General features: G+C 45.0%; 14 protein-coding genes. 3 read left to right on the top strand and 11 right to left on the bottom strand.

Translation table 11 applies throughout. The annotated features are described in order from the left end of the window. Positions 1-82 precede the first annotated feature (82 nt). From IGI92_RS11800 to fdrA, 11 genes are all read right to left on the bottom strand, one after another. The gene (locus tag IGI92_RS11800; RefSeq protein ID WP_430607149.1) at positions 83-1,831 is read right to left on the bottom strand and encodes an ABC transporter ATP-binding protein; all 1,749 of its coding nucleotides are present in this window, start codon (positions 1,829-1,831) and stop codon (positions 83-85) included. Continuing rightward, positions 1,815-3,569, bottom strand: a complete 1,755-nt coding sequence (locus IGI92_RS11805) for an ABC transporter ATP-binding protein (RefSeq protein ID WP_430607152.1) — start codon at positions 3,567-3,569, stop codon at positions 1,815-1,817. The genes IGI92_RS11800 and IGI92_RS11805 overlap by 17 nt, the downstream gene beginning before the upstream one ends. A gap of 463 nt (positions 3,570-4,032) precedes the next feature. Then, on the bottom strand, positions 4,033-5,676 hold the full coding sequence (locus tag IGI92_RS11810) for a peptide ABC transporter substrate-binding protein (RefSeq protein WP_430607154.1): 1,644 nt from the start codon (positions 5,674-5,676) through the stop codon (positions 4,033-4,035). A gap of 28 nt (positions 5,677-5,704) precedes the next feature. After that, complete coding sequence (locus IGI92_RS11815) at positions 5,705-6,415, bottom strand: gamma-glutamyl-gamma-aminobutyrate hydrolase family protein (protein WP_430607155.1); 711 nt, start codon at positions 6,413-6,415, stop codon at positions 5,705-5,707. Positions 6,416-6,708: 293 nt separating this feature from the next. Beyond that, on the bottom strand, positions 6,709-7,191 hold the full coding sequence (gene ssb, locus IGI92_RS11820) for a single-stranded DNA-binding protein (RefSeq protein WP_430607157.1): 483 nt from the start codon (positions 7,189-7,191) through the stop codon (positions 6,709-6,711). Between the two features lie 228 nt (positions 7,192-7,419). Continuing rightward, the gene (allD, locus tag IGI92_RS11825) at positions 7,420-8,481 is read right to left on the bottom strand and encodes an ureidoglycolate dehydrogenase (RefSeq protein WP_074534918.1); all 1,062 of its coding nucleotides are present in this window, start codon (positions 8,479-8,481) and stop codon (positions 7,420-7,422) included. A gap of 48 nt (positions 8,482-8,529) precedes the next feature. After that, positions 8,530-9,747 carry a dicarboxylate/amino acid:cation symporter gene (locus IGI92_RS11830; RefSeq protein ID WP_144330421.1) on the bottom strand — a complete coding sequence of 406 codons (1,218 nt, stop codon included), beginning with the start codon at positions 9,745-9,747 and terminating at the stop codon, positions 8,530-8,532. 13 nt (positions 9,748-9,760) lie between these two features. Then, on the bottom strand, positions 9,761-10,693 hold the full coding sequence (gene arcC / locus IGI92_RS11835) for a carbamate kinase (RefSeq protein WP_005234499.1): 933 nt from the start codon (positions 10,691-10,693) through the stop codon (positions 9,761-9,763). Further along, positions 10,690-11,940, bottom strand: a complete 1,251-nt coding sequence (locus tag IGI92_RS11840; RefSeq protein WP_005234497.1) for an MFS transporter — start codon at positions 11,938-11,940, stop codon at positions 10,690-10,692. Before IGI92_RS11840 ends, arcC begins: the two co-directional genes overlap by 4 nt. A gap of 15 nt (positions 11,941-11,955) precedes the next feature. Continuing rightward, complete coding sequence (locus IGI92_RS11845) at positions 11,956-12,777, bottom strand: DUF2877 domain-containing protein (protein WP_430607158.1); 822 nt, start codon at positions 12,775-12,777, stop codon at positions 11,956-11,958. Next, positions 12,767-15,775 carry an acyl-CoA synthetase FdrA gene (gene fdrA / locus IGI92_RS11850; RefSeq protein ID WP_430607159.1) on the bottom strand — a complete coding sequence of 1,003 codons (3,009 nt, stop codon included), beginning with the start codon at positions 15,773-15,775 and terminating at the stop codon, positions 12,767-12,769. Before fdrA ends, IGI92_RS11845 begins: the two co-directional genes overlap by 11 nt. A gap of 116 nt (positions 15,776-15,891) precedes the next feature. Here fdrA and IGI92_RS11855 point away from each other — a divergent pair, with 116 nt between their 5' ends. From IGI92_RS11855 to IGI92_RS11865, 3 genes are all read left to right on the top strand, one after another. Continuing rightward, positions 15,892-17,469: a PucR family transcriptional regulator gene (locus tag IGI92_RS11855; protein WP_301388579.1), complete on the top strand. Its 1,578-nt coding sequence runs from the start codon at positions 15,892-15,894 to the stop codon at positions 17,467-17,469. After that, positions 17,466-18,263, top strand: a complete 798-nt coding sequence (locus IGI92_RS11860) for an alpha/beta hydrolase (RefSeq protein ID WP_016613692.1) — start codon at positions 17,466-17,468, stop codon at positions 18,261-18,263. The genes IGI92_RS11855 and IGI92_RS11860 overlap by 4 nt, the downstream gene beginning before the upstream one ends. A gap of 204 nt (positions 18,264-18,467) precedes the next feature. Beyond that, positions 18,468-19,613 (top strand): cation:proton antiporter, encoded by a 1,146-nt coding sequence (locus IGI92_RS11865; RefSeq protein WP_005234488.1) that lies wholly within the window; start codon positions 18,468-18,470, stop codon positions 19,611-19,613. Positions 19,614-19,676 lie beyond the last annotated feature (63 nt).

Genomic DNA, 19,676 nt, shown 5'->3' on the forward strand with positions numbered 1-19,676 from the left:
ATAAAAAATCCTTGAGCCACTTCCCATGCAGGAGGCTCAAGGATTTTCTTTTACGGTTAACATTGTCGGCAATCACCGCTGATTACAGCTGCTCTGCCTGCATTTGATACATTTGCTGATAGATTCCTTGCCCTTGGACAAGACTCGAATGGGTTCCCCGTTCCACGATCTTCCCTTGATCCAAGACCAAGATTTGATCTGCTTGTTTGATCGTTGACAAACGGTGAGCGATCAAAAAGGTCGTCCGTCCTTTTTGCAAGATGGTCATCGCCTTTTGAATGATGGATTCTGTTTCAGTGTCCACATGGCTCGTCGCTTCATCCAGAATCAAGATTTTCGGATCAAACACTAATGCACGGGCAAAACTGATCAGCTGGCGTTCTCCACTAGAAAACTCATTGCCTTTTTCAACGACTGGATGATGGATGCCTTTTTCGTAGCGGCTCAAAAGGTAGTCAGCGCCGACTTGTTTCAAGGCATCGATAATCATCGCTTCGGTGATCGTTGGATCGTTCATTCCGATGTTGCTGGCGATCGTTCCAGTAAATAGATAGGGATCTTGCATGACGATCGCCATTGAATCTCTTAAACTATGACGATCAAAATCAGCGATCACTTGTCCATCCACAACGATTTTTCCGTGCTGCGGATCATAAAAACGGAACAACAGGTTCAAAATACTCGATTTTCCAGAACCAGTATGACCGACTAGAGCAATGGTCTCTCCTGCGGCAACGTCAAAGTTGATATCGTGCAAGATCGCTTGCTCAGGATCGTAGCCAAAGGTCACCTGTTGGAAAGAAACATCGCCATTCGTGACAGTCAGCTGCTCACTTTGTTGTTTTTCAACCGGCTGATCAGAAAACTCAAAGACCCGCTGTCCGGCAGCCAATGATTGCTGCACATTGGTGATGGTTTGGACAAGCCCTTCGATGGGATCATACAGGCGGTTGATGTAATCAATAAAGGCATACAGCAAGCCTGCTGAGATCGCCAAGCGGCCATCAAGGAAAAAGGCGGCCAAGGTCGTGATCAAAATCAAGATCGTTGAGTTTCGCAACAAATTGCCTAATCCCCAAGCGATACTTGAATCGAGTAAGAGGTATTTACGTCCAGTTTTGAACCATTTCTCTACTGTTTCATTAAATTCTTTCTGCAACTGCTTTTCTCGTTGGAAGGCTTGGATTATCGCCATTCCTTGGACAAATTCATTTAACTGCCCACTGATTTGTGAGATGTATTCCCGCATTGCTAAATTGTAACGAGAGGCATATTTGGTGTAAAAATGCTGCCAGATTCCTAAAATCGGGATCAGGATCAGCATCGCTGCTCCTAAGGTGCGGTTCAAAAGAAATAATGCAATAAACGCACCAATGATTTGGATGATGTTGCTTAACAAATTACTGATCACGATCACGTAGAAATTAGACCGCAAAACTTCGGTGTCATTCGTAATCCGTGCGACGACTTTACCAGCTGGGATCTGGTCAAAGTAAGAAACCGGTAATTTGTGCATATGGTCAAAAAGCTGATCCCGCATTTTTTTGACAATACTGTTGGACATTTTTCGCAATTGCAGCAAGCTGATATAACGAAAGAGGGAACCAATCAAATTGACCAGCAAATACCCAGCGAGTAATTGGATCAAAAGCATCGTGTTTAGGTTTCTGCTGTCAACCGCCGGTGTCATCACTCGGTCGATCAGCTGTTTGGCAATCAGTGGTGAAGTCAGCTCGAGCGCTGCTGCTAGCAACAGCAAGATCGCGCCCACGGTAAATTGTTTTTTATAATAGCTCAAATACGTGAGCAAACGCTTAATCGTTGAGAACACTTGTATCGTCCTCCTTTAACTGTTGATGGTAATACTGTTCTTGGTACCAGCCTGGCGTTTCGATCAACTCCTGATGGGTACCACGCTGTGTGATCCGTCCGTCTTCTAAGACGATGATTTGATCCGCTTCGGTGATGGCGGACAATCGATGGGTCACGATGATGGAGGTCGGTGCCTGCTTCATCGTTTTCAAATTCGTGATGATGGCTTGTTCCGTTTTGGCATCAACTGCCGAAAGGGCATCATCCAGTAAGAGGACTTCACTGTTTCGTAAAAACGCCCGTGCTAAGGACAAGCGTTGTTTTTGTCCACCAGACAGGGAAACGCCTTTCTCACCGACGACCGTTTCGAGCCCTTCTGGCATCCGCTTGATGTCTTCACTAAAGCAAGCGGATGCCAGTGCTTCCCACAACACTTCTTCTGAAGCATCTGGCTGTCCGAATAGCAAGTTCTCGCGAATTGTTCGTGAAAACAAGGTATGTTCTTGCGGCACTTCTGCAAAGTGGTTGCGCACTGCTGTTGTTTGATAGGTCGTCAACGGCTGCTCGTTAATCAAGGGTACTTGATCAGAGTATGGATAGCGGTGACCGAATTGTCTTAGCAGCGTCGTTTTTCCGCTACCGGTCTTCCCAACGATCCCTAAGACTTCTCCACGAGTGATCGTCAAATCCAGTCCTTCTAACACATAACGAGCTGCTTGTGGGTATTGGAAATGGTATGCTTCAAAACGGATCGTATTGATGGCTTGCAGGTCGGCTTCACCAGGAGTTTCTAATTCATCACCCGTCTGCAGCACTTCATTGATCCGACGCCAGGATGCGGCACCTTGTTGCATCACATTCACAAGATCTCCTGCTGAGATCATCGGCCAAACGACCATTGTCAAGTACACTTGGAAAGAGACCATCGCACCGATGGTGATCGTTTGGTTGGCAACAAGAAACGCCCCGACACCAAAGCTCATCACAAAACTGATCGCTAAGATGATGGTAATCAGCGGCCCGAAACGGGAATCGATCTCAGAAACGATATTGTTTTTTGCTCTTGTTTCCAGTGTTTTCTTTTGAAACTGTTCAGTGGTGGCTCCTTCTAGTCCATAAGCTCGGACGACCCGAATGCCATCAATGATCTCCAACACTTCACTGTTCATCTCAGAAACAGAATTCTGCGCTTCCGTAAACGCCTTATCGACTTGCGAGCCCCATTTGAAAATGTAATAGGCTAAAAGCGGCATTGGAATCAAGGCAATCAAGGTCAATAGCCAAGAAACCGTCCCAGCCATCATCGCCACGATAAAACTTAGATACAAACTAGTATTTAAGAAAACCATCAGTCCATACCCAACGGTCATCCCCATCACTTGGACATCGTCACTGGAACGAGTCATTAAATCGCCTGTTCGGAAACGATGGTAAAACGGCGCCCCCATTTTAAGAAAGTGGCTCATCAATTGTTCCCGCAATTGTTTTTGCAAATCGTAGGAACCAATAAATAAATTAAACGTCCAAACAAATTCGGCCAGATATCCTAACAAGATAGCTCCGGCAAAGAGGGTCACGTATTGGACCAGTACCGAATAATCAAAATTATCTTGGATCAGCGCATCAATGAATAAGCGCAAGATATAGATTGGTGCGACATACATCGCACTAGCAATAACCATAAAGACGAATACGAAGGTATAGCGCACCTTATGTTCTTTAAAATACGTTGTTAATTGTTTTAATACATACTTCATGTTTTATCCCTCACATTCTAAAAAAGTACACAAAAAAGCTCTGTCCCTTCGGAAAAAGGACAGAGCATAAACGTCGTTATTATAGACATTATCTGTACACTAATGGTTACCGAATGAGGGATTCACTTTATTCAATTTGGTTGTTTTTTTATCAAATACTTTTTGCATCGTAATCCCTCCTTCTCTTTTTATTTTGCTGACTACACCTAACACTTTACAGATAAGTTTCTGAGAATGCAACAACTTTTATTAATTTTCTTTAAAAAAGATTGACTTTTCTAAAAACACAGATGTGAAAACAGCCCTTTTTAACAACCTTTTTTTGAAAACGAATTCCTGTTTTACCCCAAGAGTTGCAACGATTTTGGCTAAAATAAAAAAACAGATGCCCTTCTCTTCAACAAACGCTGTTTGATCAGCACACTTGGTTGAAAAAAAGTTCCTCTGTTTTCTTACTACCTGTTTATTCTGTGACAGATGCTAGGCGATAGGATACTGTTCGTCCAAAAGGAAACACTTGCACCCCTTGCAAACGATCTGTTTTCAAATACGCCACCGCCCCTTGATATAACGGCAAAACGGCTGTATCTTCAACGATCAATTGTTTTTCCAGTTCTTTCAATAAGTCCCAACGGGCAGCTGGGTCGTTTGCTAAAGTCGTCCGTGCTTCTGCTAACCCTTGATCGTAACTTTCACTAGCATACCCAGACGTATTCAAGCCACCTGTTGAATCATAAAATTCTAAGAAGTTGATCGGGTCCGCGTAATCTGGTGTCCAAGTCCCAAAGACGAGATCAAATTCACCTTGGTATTGCAAGTCCAAACGGTTTTGTAAAGGAATCGACTTGGCATCGATGGTTAATCCCGGCAAATTGGTTTCTAACTGCCCTTGGACAAACTCGATGGTTTTCTTGGCTGCTGCTGTATCTGCTGACAACAGTTCCAAAGTGATTTCGTCTTGTCCCAACTCTTCTTTGGCTTGTGCCCAAAGCTCTTGTGCGGCTGTTAAATCGTACGGCAGTAAATCGCCATTTTCTTCACGAAAATCTTGGTCTGTTTCAGGATCTTTGGCAAAGTTGCTTGGCACAAAGCCGTTCAATGCAGTGGACCCATCACCTAAGATATTTTCGGCAAATGCCTCTTTGTCGATGGCTTGTAAAATTGCTTGACGTACTTTGACATTGCCTGTGACTTCTCGTTTTTGGTTGGCACTTAAATACCCCACCAGCGCCTTTGGCACATAGTTGGCTTGAGCTGAGTTTTGGTATTGCTGCGCGTAAGTATCCGTTAAGGTGGTGTAGTCCAGTTCTCCTGTTTCAAAAAGGCTGACACCAGTCGCCGTTTCCTTCACTACTTGCACGTCGATCTTGGTCAATTGGACATTCTCAGCATCCCAATAATCAGGATTTTTCGTTAACGTCCATGATTCGTTGGTCCCGTTCCACCCTTCGATCAAGAATGGGCCATTGCCGACAAAATTTTCCGCTGACAACCCATAATCGGCACCTTTTTCTTCAGCAAACGCTTGGTTTTTTGGCATAAAAGGTGTCCCGACCAAAATTTGATCCAGATACGAGATTGGACTTGCCAATGTCAGCTCTAACGTCTGCTGGTCCAATGCTTTTGCACCTAACTCACTCACCTCAACGTCCCCTTGACGCACTTGACTGCCATTTTTCAACACATCCATTTGATTACTGCTACTAGAACCATTCTCTGGATTAGCAACATATTGAAAGGCGTAGACAAAATCATCCGCAGTAACAGGATCGCTATTGCTCCATTTTGCATCACGAATGGTGAAGGTATAAACCAGTCCATCTTCTGATACCGTAGGCTCTTCAGCGGCCATCGCAAGCTCAGGATCCCCCTCTTGATCCAGACGGTATAACCCTTCTGCCACTTGTCCGATCATATCGGAGCTATTGACATCCGTGTATTGTCCGCTATCAAGGGTTGATAAGGCGCCAGCGGTTGACACTTGAATTTCTTGCGCAACGGCTCCTTGCTCCTCTTGCTGTCCAGAATCCGTCGTGGGACTCGTGGTACTGCAGGCACTTAAAACCAATACTGTGAAAGCAGTGATACCCATCATTTTCTTTTTCATTTTTCTCCTCCTTGCGTGACCCTCTTTCTTACAATACGTCAACGACATACTTGAAAACCGCTTGTTCTTGTATAAGCGCATCATAGGCAAAGTCAGGATGCCATTGAACCGCCAACAAGCGCTGACCCACGTGTTCAATGCCTTCAATGATGCCATCAGGACTCCAAGCTGTCTTTTGCAATGGACGAGCCAATCGATCCACCGCTTGATGATGAAAGGAATTAACCTTTGTTTTTTGACCGTAAACACGAGCCAACATGCTTTTTTCAGCCGTCACGATGGCATGGGTCGGCACTTCTTTCGGAATCGGCGCCTGCATATGAATGATCTCACTGAAGGTACTGATGTCTTGCTGCAGCGTGCCACCGAATGCCACGTTGACCAGCTGCATTCCCCGACAAACCGCAAAAATTGGTTTCTTTTGCAGCAGCGCTTCATCGATCAGCGCTAGTTCAAACTCATCCCGTGCCAACAAGCCGCTTCCAGTTGCCTGATGGGCCTCCTGCCCATAAAACTTGGGTGAAACATCTTGTCCATCAGCTAATACCAGTTTATCGATCTGTGAAACATAGTCCTTGGCTGCAGCTGGCTCACTGATTGGCACGAGCAATGGCAGTCCGCCCGCTTGCTGGATCGCTCGCACATACCCTAATGGTGTGTAGGCGATCGGCAAATGATGCAGCACATCGCCAGCATCTTGCACTTCATTCGCAGCGATCCCTATAATTGGTTTGCCCATCGACATCCCTCCCTGATTAACGATTTTTTCAGAAAAAAGCGGTATCTAGCAGTTGAACAAGGCAAGCGCCGCACTTTTTCTCAAGATATGTTTCAACTATTCTAAACCAATCCGCACTTTTTGTGAAACACTATTTTCACTTTCGCGATCATTTATTACAATCACCATTCTATTTAACCCCTTCTTTGATAAGCAATAAAGAACACCGCTAGTCAGATATAGTTGAATTTTGCCAATGCTTTCTCTACGTAAAAAAACATGCGAGAAGCCGTTGCTTTCCGCATGTTTCGTCATTAAAATAATCGATTGTCTTTTAAAAACTCCAGCATCTGTGTTTTTAGGGGATCTTTTTCATTACGGATCGACTTTGTTTGCGTCGTTTCATCAAGTGTCGATGGCCGCTTTTTAGGAAAAGGCGCCGCTGGTTCTTCTGCCAACTCTATGATTTGGAAGCTATCCACCACCACTTCTGCCGCACAAAGTCTCTGACCTTCTGGTGTTTCATAAGGACAGCCTTGCAAGTGTCCATTGATTTTGATACTTGCCCCTTTTTGAGTATACCGTAAAAAGGTCTCTGCCTGTTTTCCATGAATGACGCAAGCAAACCATTCATGGTGCACTTCTTCACTGTTTTGCCATTGAGACACAATGACAAGATCAAAACGTACGCCCTGATCGTCCGCCGCATCAAACGCTTCTTTACTAGGCATCTCTGCGATTTTCCCAGTAAGAACCACTTTATTCATTGCCACGTTGCATCCTCGCTTTTTTCTCATTTCTTGAGTGATCTTAACTTATGCGACCTATTCTACCACATTCCAAAAAACAAGCAATCAAAGGTCGAATGGCTTAAGAAATGCTTTGAACAAAATGAACCAACTCAAAGAATTCATCTGATCCTGCCAATAATGTGCGATTTTCTGACTGAAAACTTCTCTTTGATCCAGACAGCAAAAAAACAGTTGGTTCAATCCCCCTCTGAACCAACTGCCTTTTGCGGATTTTTATTTAGCAAAGGAATCTTGACTACCATAGCGATCAAAATGGAGGGTTTCGCTTTCGAGATAATCGATGATCGCTTTGGGGATTATGACCCCTTCTTGCTGGGCTTTTTCAAAGTGTATTTGGCTGATCTCTCCAGGATAGTAGACTTGTGATTGCCCTTCTACTGGCGGGATTGCATGCAGCTCAGTCACCATCTGATCGATGCTTTGCTTGAAGGTTTCGGTGTTGGTAAAACGAGATGGATCAATCACAAGAAGGAATTGTCCTAAGCGGCGTTTTTCCGTCAAGTCCGCATACATGGAGGTGACCTGTTTACCAAAAGCCAAGCCTAGCATCGAGCCAGCTAAAATATCCACCATCATCATCAAGCCATATCCTTTAGCACCAGCGATTGGCAATAATCCTTGGACAGCATAGGGATCGGTGGTAGGCAAGCCATGCTCGTCTACTGCCCAAGTATCGGGGATCTGCTGCTTCTTCGAGCGAGCGTCCAAAATTTTGCCCCACGCTTGAACCGTCGTCGCCATATCAAAAACCACCGGTGGATGATTGGCTCGTGGTGCAGCAAACGCGATTGGATTGGTGCCAAAATAGTTTTCGGTCCCACCAAAAGGCACCGCCATCGGATCCGATTGACACATGGCGATCGCTACTAAGTCGGCTTCAGCAGCCTGTTTGACGTAATACGCCATCGTCCCGCTATGGCTGGTCTGCTCGATTCCTACTGCAGCGATCCCGGCTTCTTTTGCCAGATGAATGGCGATCGCCATCGCTTCATTGCACACATAATGCCCCATGCCGTTATCTCCGTGGAAAATTCCGGTAGCGGCGCCTGTTTTTTCAAAAGACATGTTTGGTTCCAGCGTGATGCCACCTTTTACTAAACGCTCGGCATAGTAGTCCATCCGCACGGCACCATGAGAATGGATCCCGCAAGCATCCGCAAAGGTCAAATGCGCCGCTGTTTCACTGGCAGCGGCTTCTGGCAAACCAGCAGCCAATAGTTTCTTTTTCATCAATGCTTCTAATTCCAGCAGAGAACGTCTGCTCATTTCTTCCATCTTTTCTCCTCCTTAGAAAAAGAGAAGCACGCTTGGCAACGGCTTCTCTTATTGATTAAACACGCGATAATCCAGTTCATCGGCTGACTTAGCGATCAGCAGCGCTGAATAGACGTCTGAGTTCACGTTCAAAATTGTCCGCAGCATGCCAACAAACCATTCGACACCAGCAAATAGCGCAATGCTTTCGATTGGTAAACCAAGCTGGGGAACGATGATTGCCAAGGAAACTAACCCCGCTCCGGGAACAACTGCATTGGCTAAAGAAACGAAAGTCGCAGTTACAGCTACCGTCACCATTTGGATCCCGTCAAAGTTGATTTGATACATTTGGGCGATTGTCATGACGGTAATCGCCATATGCATCGCTGACCCATTGCTGTTCAAAGACATGCCCAATGGCAATACCAAATTGGTGATGCGGCTACTGATTCCTAATTTGTTCTGGGATTCTTCCATAGCGATCGGCAGCGTGATGGCAGAGGAGGTCGTCGCCAATGCCATGACCGACATATTCTTCATATTTTTGATCAATCGTAACGGATTGATCCGACAATACACGGTCAATAAGACTAGCCACAGCCCAAGGAACGTGACGGTGGCTAGACCGTAGACGAGCAAATAGCTGCCTAATGGCAAAATGATCTGCAAGCCCAGGGAGCTGATCGTTGAAGCGATCAAAGCAAAAATACCGATTGGTGCCACGATCATCACGTAACGAATGATAGCGATGACAACCTCATTTAGATCCACGATCAGCCCATAAAGAGATGACTCAGGTTTCTTTTGCATAAAGCGATTGAGAGCAACACCAAAGAACAACCCAAAAACGATGATTTGAATAATTGACCCTTTACTCAACGCATCGAAAATATTCGTGGGAATAAAGTTGATCACAGTCTCTGATATAGAAATTTCTTGTGCTTGCAGAGGTTCGCCGGCAGCTTGTGAAAAGTCGATCCCTTTGCCTGGAGCAAAGAAGAGCGCCATCAGCACGCCCCATGCAGCAGCGAATAAGGAGGAAATCCCAAAGACAGCGATCGTTTTTCCACCCAAACGAGTGAGTTCTTTCGGGGCAATCCCCCCAACTGCTTGAATGATTTGTCCAACGATCAATAACGGGATCGCCATTTGCATCAGACGCAAGAAAAGATCGCCCAAGATTTTTAGGAATGAAGCGGCTTGCCCAAAGAACAAACCGCAAAGAATCCCTAGAAGAACGGCAATAACGATCTGCGTCACCATCGGTAGTTTTTTTGCTTTCACTTTGATCCCCTCTTTATTTTCGAAGTATGGTTCCTGTATGCTGATCTAGTTCAGCTAACTTTTCGATTGAGGTAATAATCGCGGTTCTGGCTGCATCTTCTTCAACAAAATCAATCGCAGCTTCTATTTTTGGCAACATACTTCCCGCTGCAAAATGGCCTTCCTCGATGTAGCCCTTGGCTTGTGCCACACTGATTTCCCCTAAGGCTTGCTGATTCGGCTGATTGTAATTGATGTAGATATTGTCGACACCGGTCAAAATGATCAGGCGATCGGCCTGCACGTCTTTTGCTAAGACACTGGCGGTAAAGTCTTTGTCGTTGACGGCTTCCACGCCAGTAAACCCATTATCGTTGCGAACGACAGGTACGCCACCGCCACCGGCACAAATCGTGATCACACCTGCATCGACCAATGTTTTGATGGCTTCTTTTTCAACAATTTCTTGCGGTTTCGGCGATGGAACCACTTTGCGGTAACCACGCCCAGCATCTTCTTGATATACCCCGCCATTGGCTGCCATCGCAGCATTGGCTTCCTCTTCACTATAAAAAGGTCCGACTGGTTTGGAAGGTCTCTCAAACGATGGATCTGCTGGATCGACACGAACTTGGGTGACTAATGAGATTACCGATGGATGTGCTTGACGTGTGGCAAACTCATTGATCAAGGCATTTTGCAGCCAATAACCGATACTTCCTTGGGTCATCGCTACGCAGCTGTCTAATTTCAATTGGGGATTTTTTTCACTTTCCCCGGCTTTTTGCTGCAACAGCAAGTTGCCGACTTGTGGTCCATTGCCGTGACAAACAATGACTTTTTCCCCTTTTTCGACAAAATCGGCAATATAACGTGCTGCTTGCGCAACGACTGCTTTTTGTCCTTCATCACTGGGGTCTTTATCTAAAATAGCATTGCCGCCTAAAGCGATCACATTCAAACTCATTTTATGCTCTCCTTCTGATTTTCCTTTGCTAATACGGCAAAAACACCTAATCCGATCAGCAGTAATAGACAAGACAGGTAAAACCCGACCTGCATCGATCCTAAAGAATCGGCTAAAAAGCCAGTAACATAAGGCGCTAAGATCGACCCCGACATCCCGATAAAGTTATAGGCACTCAAGGTTGTTCCTAAGGCGCCTTTTGGTGCGTTTTTCGTCACAAAGGTCACGACGATTGGATCAAGCGCCAGCTTGCCAGTCAATCCATACAAAATCAAAACAGTGATCAATAAGGTACGATCCGTTACAAAGGCAATGGCAAATACGGAAAGGGTCGCCAATGGGACCAATAAATAGACTAATTTTTTCGTCGCGCCAGTTTTATCATTCAATCGAGCAAAAATCAACGCACCTGGAATCGATGCCCATGGGACTAAGGAAGCAATAAAGCCGACACTCGCCCCTTCAAAGCCACGCTCGGCAATCAAGAATTGCGGCAGCCAAGTTATAATCACAAAGTTTGCATAAATGCTGGTAAAGCATAGAACAAAGGCTGCCACGAGATTGCGGTTTGAAAAAATCTGCTTCAAGGAAATCTTTTCTTTTGGCCCCTCTTCTTTTATTTCTTGTCCTTCATCTTCTGGACGAATCACTTTTTCTTTCAAAACAAAATAGAACAAGACACCGACGATCAAGGTCGGAAACGCCATTAGGAAGAAGGGTTGGCTCCAATGTCCCCCGTTATCCAAGACCAATTTACTAGAAAGCAAGTACCCGCCAGACGTTCCAAACGCCATCCCACTGTTGATAATGGCATTTCCGACGGTCCGTTTGTTGTCGGGAATCGCTTCGGTAGACAATGCGTATTGCGGACCGTAATAGGCACCTTGACCAATCCCTGCAATGGCACGAATCACTAAGAACAAAACGAAGCTTGTGGCTAGCCCACTGAAGTAAGTAGTCACCGCCAATAAAACAAAACCTAGGGTGATCACCAATTTGCGACCGATTTTGTCGCCGATGATGCCAAAAGGAATTTGCGCAACGGCATATGTCAAAAAGAAAATACTATTGGCAAGTCCTAGTTGTGTGTTGCTTAAATTGAATTCTTCTCCGATCACACCCATGATTGGATTGAAGATCGTCCGTGTGGCGTACATTAAAATCCAGCCGACAAAGAAAATAGCAACGACTTTTTTCCAGTAAGAATTGCTTACTTTGACCGCATCTTTCTGGTTACTGATTTCCATGATTTCTCCCCATTTCTATTCTTTTTCCTCAAGTGACAATGACTCCAACGCTAACAACAACCCAAAACTAAGATCTTTGCCTGACGAATGACCAACGGACATCAACTGCTGCACATCTTTTTCAATCACTTGTGGGTTTTGCTTTTTTAAATCTTTGAATAATTGCAGCATCAGAGAATTGACATACCCTTGACTGGCACTTTGAATATAAGCAAAGCTGACATCCGTCGTAGACAGCGGTTTTGCCAATGCTTGCGCCAACACTTCAGCTTCCGGCTGCTGCAAGGCATAGAGCATCGCTTGATAGGCAACTAAAAGATCATCGCCGCTAGGCGTCAATCCTTTGCCGCGGCCAATCAGGTGAGCAATGATTGGTTCCCAATCTGAGACAGGCTGCCGCAATGCCGCAAACACTGCTTGGGTTTTCTCATCTTCGGGCAACCCAATCTTGGTTTCTAGTTTTTGTTGAAGCAGGATTTCTTTCAAAAGCTGCAATTCCGCAGAGGTGAAGGATAGCTCCTTCACCTGCAGCGAAACCAATTCTTTTTCCTCTAATGAAAGAGAAAATGTTCCTTTTGTGCTGTAAAAGGTCAGACCATGCTCTCGGACTTGCACGCGATTGCCGACCTCGATCAAAGGCAGGACTTGCTCAAACAATGCATCTGTTAAAAAGATACCGAAGCCAGTCAAATAGTTGTGATAATTGTTGATGTTAACCAGCTGCTGCCCGATCATCACATTGAATGAACGATCAAACACGCTATGCACCCGACCGTTACGACCGAATCGTCGCAATGGGTCTAGATAATCACTGATTTTGATTTTCTCAGTCAACATCGATCCCCAGATCCTTCGCATAAGCCGTCAAGGCATTTTCAAAACAGCCTAACGGTGCGCGCACCGTCCCTGCACCGACTTGGCCGACACCTGCTTCTTTATGGGCGATCCCGGTATTGATGATTGGGGTGATGCCTGTTTCAACGACTTTACGGATGTCGATCCCCAAACAAGTCCCTTGGAAGTCCCATGTTGGGATCGAGAAGGTCGGATTATGACCGAAACAGATTTTTGCCATTTCATTGGAAGTTTCTAGCGCATCTTCAAAGCCACCAGCGCCGACAAAGCGTGTTACACCTGGTGCGGCTACCATCGCCATTGCTCCGACACCGACGGTTTCAGTAATGGCACTGTCCCCAATATCAGGATTGCCATCTGCTTCGGTAAACCCAGTAAAGTACAAACCTTTCGGCGTATTGACTGGTGCAGTATGCCATTGGTCTTCTGTTTGGGCGACACGAACCCCAAAATTGACGCCGTTTCTCGTCATGGTGGTCACGATCGTTCCTTTGGCATCGACACGGGCACCGTCAACGATGGCTTTGCCGGTTGCCATCATGATATTCAAGAAGAATTGATCGGTATCTGCTAAGAACTTGATCACTTCATATTTTTGCTTTTCATCGATTTCTGTTTGGATGATCAACGGCGCGATCTCTTTCAAGAAGTTCAATGATGCTGCAATATTTCGTTGATGGAATTCATCCCCCATTGTGATCGACCGGGCAATCAATACATTCAAATTGATGCCTTCTTCAGTTAGTTTTAATGCCTTGGCAATGGTTGGTCCTAAGACGTCTTTGATCCAATCCAAACGATCGATGACTTCTTGTGAATAAGCACCGAATCGCAAGACTTTACCGATCCCTTCGTTCAAAATACAGTAGGCTTTGTTGCCGACAAGGCGGTTTTCAACCACAAAGACAGGCATATTCCCTGAAGTGATCCCGCCCATTGGACCGACTGCCTGGACATGGTGACATGGCATAAAGCGGACTTCCCCACTTTCTAGTAGGCGGCAGGCTTCGTCTTCATCCTTCGCCCAGCGTTCAAACAAGGCAGCGCCGATACAAGATCCTTGCATCGGTCCCGTCATTTCCGACCATTGGATCGGCGGTCCTGCATGCAGCAAGGTTTTCTGACTTTCGTTTAATTCAGCGATCACTGATTTAGCCGGAACGACATCGATCAAGAATGGTTGGGCATTTTTGATTTTATCCGTCACTGCTTGGTTTTCAGCTGTGATTTTTTCGTCAAATTCTTCTAACGCGTCTAAAATACGGATCATTTTCTTGTTGCCGTTAGCACGAGGACGCCAGTTGAATTGTTCTGTTTTCCCGCCATATTGCAGGATCGATTCATTGAAGCTTTGCAAGCCAACATTGATGATCCGTGGTTTGGTGGTCAACAGCTCCATTACTTTCTCGCTGACTGTCGGCACCTCAACCTTGCTACCAGTATAGTCATTGACTGTTTTGTCTGCTTCAGAAAGAGTCGCCCCTTTTAAAGCTAGGGCTAATTGCACTGCTTGAGCATTGCTTGGTGCCACATAGACGCCAGCTGCTTTCAAACGGTTGACTGCTTCTTGGTAGTTTTGCGGATCTTTTTCAGTTCCGCAGACGGTAGCAACAAAGTACAACGCGCGATCAGCTGCTTGGGCTGTTTGCTGTGCAGCTTCGATAGCTGGTAACAAAGCTCCTACCATATCTGTATGCGCGCCGTAACCTAGCACCACATCAAATAAAATGACCCCGGTTTGCTCATCTTGCGCATAGTCTTCGATTTTTTTGATGCGCACTTCAGGATCGATCATTGGATGCGGTTTGCCTTGGGTATAGATATCATCACCAAGGTCGATCACATCATAGCCGTGGGAATGCAAGATATAGCCTTCTTGTTTTACAAGGCCTTCTAGATTCAAGGCTTCGGAGATCAGCATTCCTGCTTCGGCAGCTAATGTACCGCCAGAATAAAGACCTTTGACCACTTTGTCTTCAGCGAGTTTGGGCACATCTGGGGATTTCACGCGTTCAAAATAGTTCGCTTTGACGGGTTCTTCATTGGCAAGATCAACAGCGATACGCGCTGTTTCTTCCAGCGTATGTGCCAAATAGACTTTTCCTTCATGGGCTTCTGGTTTTTCTCCTAAGAAAATCGCTACCACAGGTTTGCTGATACTTTGCAGCAATTGAACGACTTCATCCCGCACTTCTTTTGCAGGTGGTTTCGAGATCACGCAAATCACATCTGTCGGTTCATGATTTTCTAAAGCAACGATGGCATCTTTGACAGTGATCGCCCCAACTTTGTCGCTTAAGTCACGTCCGCCGGTCCCGATGGCATGAACGACACCACCGCCTAATCGGTCAATGATCGTCGTCACTTCTTGAATCCCCGTACCAGAGGCACCAACGACGCCGATGTTTCCTGGTGCCACGACATTCGTGAAGGCAATCGGAATGCTAGAAATAATACCAGTCCCACAGTCAGGCCCCATCATCAATAAGCCTTTTTCATGAGCCAGCTTTTTCAAACGCACTTCATCTTCGATAGCGACATTGTCCGTAAACGAGAAAACATGCAAGTCATTTTTTAGCGCTTTTTCCATCTCGGCTGCGCCATATTCCCCAGGAATACTAAATAATGCAACATTGGCATCTGGCATTGCGCTCAAGGCTTCTTGCCATGAAGCCGCCGCTGGCGTTTCTTTGCCTTGATCTTTTGCTGAAAGATCAGCTAAAAATGAATCGATCGCTGGCATTACTTGATCCATGATCTGTTCGTTTTGGCTATCGACCACGATCATCATATCGTTGGGTGAAGCACCTTCTGCCTCTTTAGAAAGCAATCCAGTGTTATTTAATATGTCTTTGTTTGCATCCGTCCCCATCATGATTTGACTCATTTCGACATCGCCTAGATCATTGATCGTATTCGTCAGCAGCATTAAGTTAATGGAATCTTGGTAGTTATTCTTTAAGATTACTGTGTGCAGCATTTGTTCTCCTCCTTTTCTTATACTCTCATTCTAACGAGCCTTGTTTGCGTTTTCATTGGATAAAGTTCTAAAAAAATGCTATACTTTTTATCCAAAAGAGAAAAAAGGAGCATTTTATGAAATTAAAAGAATTGGTTGAACTGCCGCTTTTTGAAAAAAGTAAAGTCCTGACTGGCTCCATTGGTTTAACAAATTCCGTTGGTTCCGTTATGGTGTTGGAAGCGATGGATATCGAAAAATGGAGCAAAGCCCATCAATTGATTTTGACTTCTTTTTATGCCTTCAAAGACCAATCGCCTGAGGAACTGCGTGTTTTTTTTGAAAAAATGCAGCAAATCGGTGTCAGCGGTTTAGTGATCAAAGTGGATCGCTTGATCCCTATGATTCCAGATTGGGTGATTGAGCTTAGCTTTGCTTATCAGATCCCTTTGATCAAAGTACAGCAAGAAGTCAGCTATGAAGCCATCATGCTAGCGGTTTACGAACCATTGCTGAATCACCAAACCCAGCTGCTGCGTACCTATTACGAAGTTCGTCAGCGCTTCATGAAAGTCGAGCGCAACCACTCTTCTTTCGATCAGATCATACAAGAGTTCTATCAATTGATCGAAAAGCCTTGTTCTTTGCGCATCCCCCATTTAGATGTGCATGTGTCCGTCGGTCAATCCTTTAAGAATTTCGTGGTGACCAAACAAGAACCCATGAAAACCGTCGAGTTTACCAAGAACCACTACGAATATTTAGAATTATTTTCTCATGAGAACAATCAATATGTGACTGCCATCAAAGTAGAGATCATCAATCCTTACAATGATTTATGTACCTTGATCGTTTATCAGAAAGATTCGCAGATCCCTGAGGCAAAAGTCATGATTATTGAAAATGTGATCGACGTCATCTATGAACGCCTCCAAATGGCGTATTTGTTGAAGAAAGAGCGCTACAATCGCATGAACAATCTTGCCGATGCGATCTTGCAAAACACTCCTAGCAATTTGGCTGAGCTGGATCTTTTGTTAGAAGAAGCGCAACTGGATCGCTACGATTTCTACCAAGGCATCGCCTTTGCTTCCAACAGCTTTAAAGATAAGGAGCGTAAGTCCGTCGTTTTGCACAAGCTACGGGCGTTGAAAACACCCCACGTCTTTTTTGAACACCACAATTATTTGGTGATCCTCTATAATTTCCAATCGATCGCCCATCAGGTGACGAAACAGATGCTGCAGACATATTTTGATGATGCCCTGCTAGCCGATGAACATGGCTGCTTGGTGGTCAGCGAAGTCTTGCGCAAGGAACAGATCAAAGAGATCCTGCCAGAGTGTTTGGATGCGATTCGCTTCAATCGGCAGTTTTATTTGGCGCCGATCATTGCCTATAGCGACTTAGGTATCTTTAGTTCCTTTATCAAGGAGAACCAACTGGAAAAGCTGCAGCAAAGCATTCCCCCGAAGCTGTATCAACTCTCGGAAGAAAATGAAGAGCTGTTCAAAACGCTATATACCTTTTTTATCACGAATCGCAATTACAAAAATACGGCTGAAACCTTGTTTCTTCATGCCAAAACGATTCGTTATCGGCTAAGCAAAATCGAACAGCTACTAGAGATCGATCTGACAAGTCCGATCCAATTAGTCAATTACGAGATCGGCACCTATTTATTAGAGCTTCAGAAAAGGAGTCAAGCAAAATGAAAAAAGAATGGCAATTGACCACCGGTGCTTCCGTGACCCTCTATCCTGCTTCGGAGAAATACCTGATTTATTTTCACGGCGGCGGTTTTGTTTATGGAACCCGCCAAGACATTCCCGCATCACTGATCACACTATTTCAAGCGCAGCAATACAGCGTCCTCACAGTCGATTATTTACTGGCGCCCAATTCCTCGTTAGCGGAGATTTTGGCGCTGAACTGGCAAAATTTTCAAGAATTGCAAGCAACTGTGCTTAAAGATAACCCGTTTTGTTTCTGCGGACGCTCAGCTGGCGGTTATTTGATGCTGGCGCTTACCCAGCAATTACTGAAGGAACAACAGAGATTGCCTGAAAAACTGGTCAATTTTTATGGGTATACCGATCTTTCTTTTATTGAAAACAAACGAGTCTTGCAGCAGCCGCTCTTAAGCAAAGAGCAAGTCCCTTCTTTGGATCAAACCGAGATCGTTTGGGATGATCCGCAGTTTCAGCGCTATTTGCCTTATGTTTATTGGGTTCAACAGCAAGAACTCACAACGATCTATGGTCTAACAGCTGAAGCTCTTTCTGACTATGCCATTGATCCTGAGCTGCTTGCTCAATTTCCTCCAATTTTCAGCAGTGCCAGCAGTACCGATGAGGAAGTTCCTTTTCGTTACAGCAAAGGCTTGAAGAAAGTGCCTAAAAGCAAATTTGTCCCTGTCTATGATTTGCCCCACGACTTTTTGAAAAACGTCGAGGAGCCGCAAGTCCAAATGGTTTTTCAACGGCTTGCCCGTTGGCTCGAACAATAATTTGTTACAAGTAAAGTGAAAATAATGTTTTTTTATTTCGACGAGTGCACAGAAAAACTCTGATTGCCTTCGCTTCCTCCTTATCTCAAAAAACGTGTGGTTTAATGAAACTCTTTTAATAAAAAAAGGCTTGATACAGGCTCAATTCAAGAGAGAATGCTATACTAAAGGGGAGTATGTTATAGGAAAGAAGGATGAGGTTTTATGCATTTTGTCGGGATTTTGTGTTTGATCCTAATCACAACGACCCTCTTCTCGCATCTGGCGAGACGGATGGGCGTTCCTGCTGTTATCGGGCAGTTGTTAGCGGGGGTTTTACTAGGAGGCGCAGGACTCAATTGGGTCCATCCAGATATTCTGGTTCATGATTTTTCAGAGATTGGTGTTATTTTGCTGATGTTTTTAGCGGGATTGGAAAGTGATATTTCTTTATTGAAACGCTATTTTCGTCCAGGGATGCTCGTTGCCCTTTTGGGGATCGTGTTCCCTATGCTCTTCGGGTATGCCACGGGGGTCGGTTTTCAAAGCAGTCCCACAGAAGCGTTCTTTTTCGGGATCGTATTAGCTGCCACCTCAGTCAGTATTTCTGTCGAAGTATTGAAAGAGTTGAATGTGGTGAATACGAAAGAAGGGTCGACGATTCTTGGTGCTTCCGTCGTGGATGATATTTTGGTCGTGTTGGTTTTGAGTCTTAGCCTTTCCTTTTTAGGCGGCGAAAGCAGCCAAGCAACACCACTGCCGGTCACCTTATTGGTAGAATTGATTTATTTTGTGTTGATTTTTCTATTAGTGAAATGGATTGCTCCGTTCTTATTGGCACTTGCAGAAAAGCTATTTGCAAATTCCGCGGTGATCATCATGTCACTGATCATCTGCTTAGGAATGGCGTATCTTGCTGACCTCGTTGGGTTAAGCTCGGTCATTGGTGCCTTCTTCGCAGGGATCGCTGTCAGTCAAACGAAGGTTCGTGAGGAAGTGGAACACAGTGTCGAAGCATTAGGTTACGCCGTCTTCATTCCGGTGTTCTTTGTCAGCGTTGGCTTAGAAGTTGATTTTTCCCGCTTAAATGAGCAATTATTCTTTATTCTTGCCTTTACCGTGGTCGCGATCATGACCAAATTGGTCGGCGGCTATGTCGGGGCGAAAATCGCGAAATTCTCAAACAACAGTGCTTGGATGGTGGGAGCTGGAATGATTTCCCGAGGTGAAATGGCATTGATCATTTTACAGATTGGTCAACAAAACCAATTGATTTCGTCCGCATTGTATTCCCCTTTGGTGATCGTTGTCTTGTTGAGTACCTTGATCTCTCCCCTGATCTTAAAATACTTTACGAAAAAGATTTATTAAGCGATGTAGCAACAGCGAGGCGATACCGATGATTGCGAAAAAAACAGCGCGGGTTTTGTAGTG

Source organism: Enterococcus sp. DIV2379 (genome assembly GCF_050542965.1).
In the GTDB taxonomy this organism is placed as follows: Bacteria; Bacillota; Bacilli; order Lactobacillales; family Enterococcaceae; genus Enterococcus_D; species Enterococcus_D entomosocium.

Coding starts and splice junctions, on each gene's coding strand:
- IGI92_RS11805 (WP_430607152.1), bottom strand. CDS start 3,569: ATGAAGTATGTATTAAAACAATTAACAACGTATTTTAAAGAACATAAG.
- IGI92_RS11810 (WP_430607154.1), bottom strand. CDS start 5,676: ATGAAAAAGAAAATGATGGGTATCACTGCTTTCACAGTATTGGTTTTA.
- IGI92_RS11815 (WP_430607155.1), bottom strand. CDS start 6,415: ATGGGCAAACCAATTATAGGGATCGCTGCGAATGAAGTGCAAGATGCT.
- ssb (WP_430607157.1), bottom strand. CDS start 7,191: ATGAGAAAAAAGCGAGGATGCAACGTGGCAATGAATAAAGTGGTTCTT.
- allD (WP_074534918.1), bottom strand. CDS start 8,481: ATGGAAGAAATGAGCAGACGTTCTCTGCTGGAATTAGAAGCATTGATG.
- arcC (WP_005234499.1), bottom strand. CDS start 10,693: ATGAGTTTGAATGTGATCGCTTTAGGCGGCAATGCTATTTTAGATAAA.
- IGI92_RS11840 (WP_005234497.1), bottom strand. CDS start 11,940: ATGGAAATCAGTAACCAGAAAGATGCGGTCAAAGTAAGCAATTCTTAC.
- IGI92_RS11845 (WP_430607158.1), bottom strand. CDS start 12,777: ATGTTGACTGAGAAAATCAAAATCAGTGATTATCTAGACCCATTGCGA.
- fdrA (WP_430607159.1), bottom strand. CDS start 15,775: ATGCTGCACACAGTAATCTTAAAGAATAACTACCAAGATTCCATTAAC.
- IGI92_RS11855 (WP_301388579.1), top strand. CDS start 15,892: ATGAAATTAAAAGAATTGGTTGAACTGCCGCTTTTTGAAAAAAGTAAA.
- IGI92_RS11860 (WP_016613692.1), top strand. CDS start 17,466: ATGAAAAAAGAATGGCAATTGACCACCGGTGCTTCCGTGACCCTCTAT.
- IGI92_RS11865 (WP_005234488.1), top strand. CDS start 18,468: ATGCATTTTGTCGGGATTTTGTGTTTGATCCTAATCACAACGACCCTC.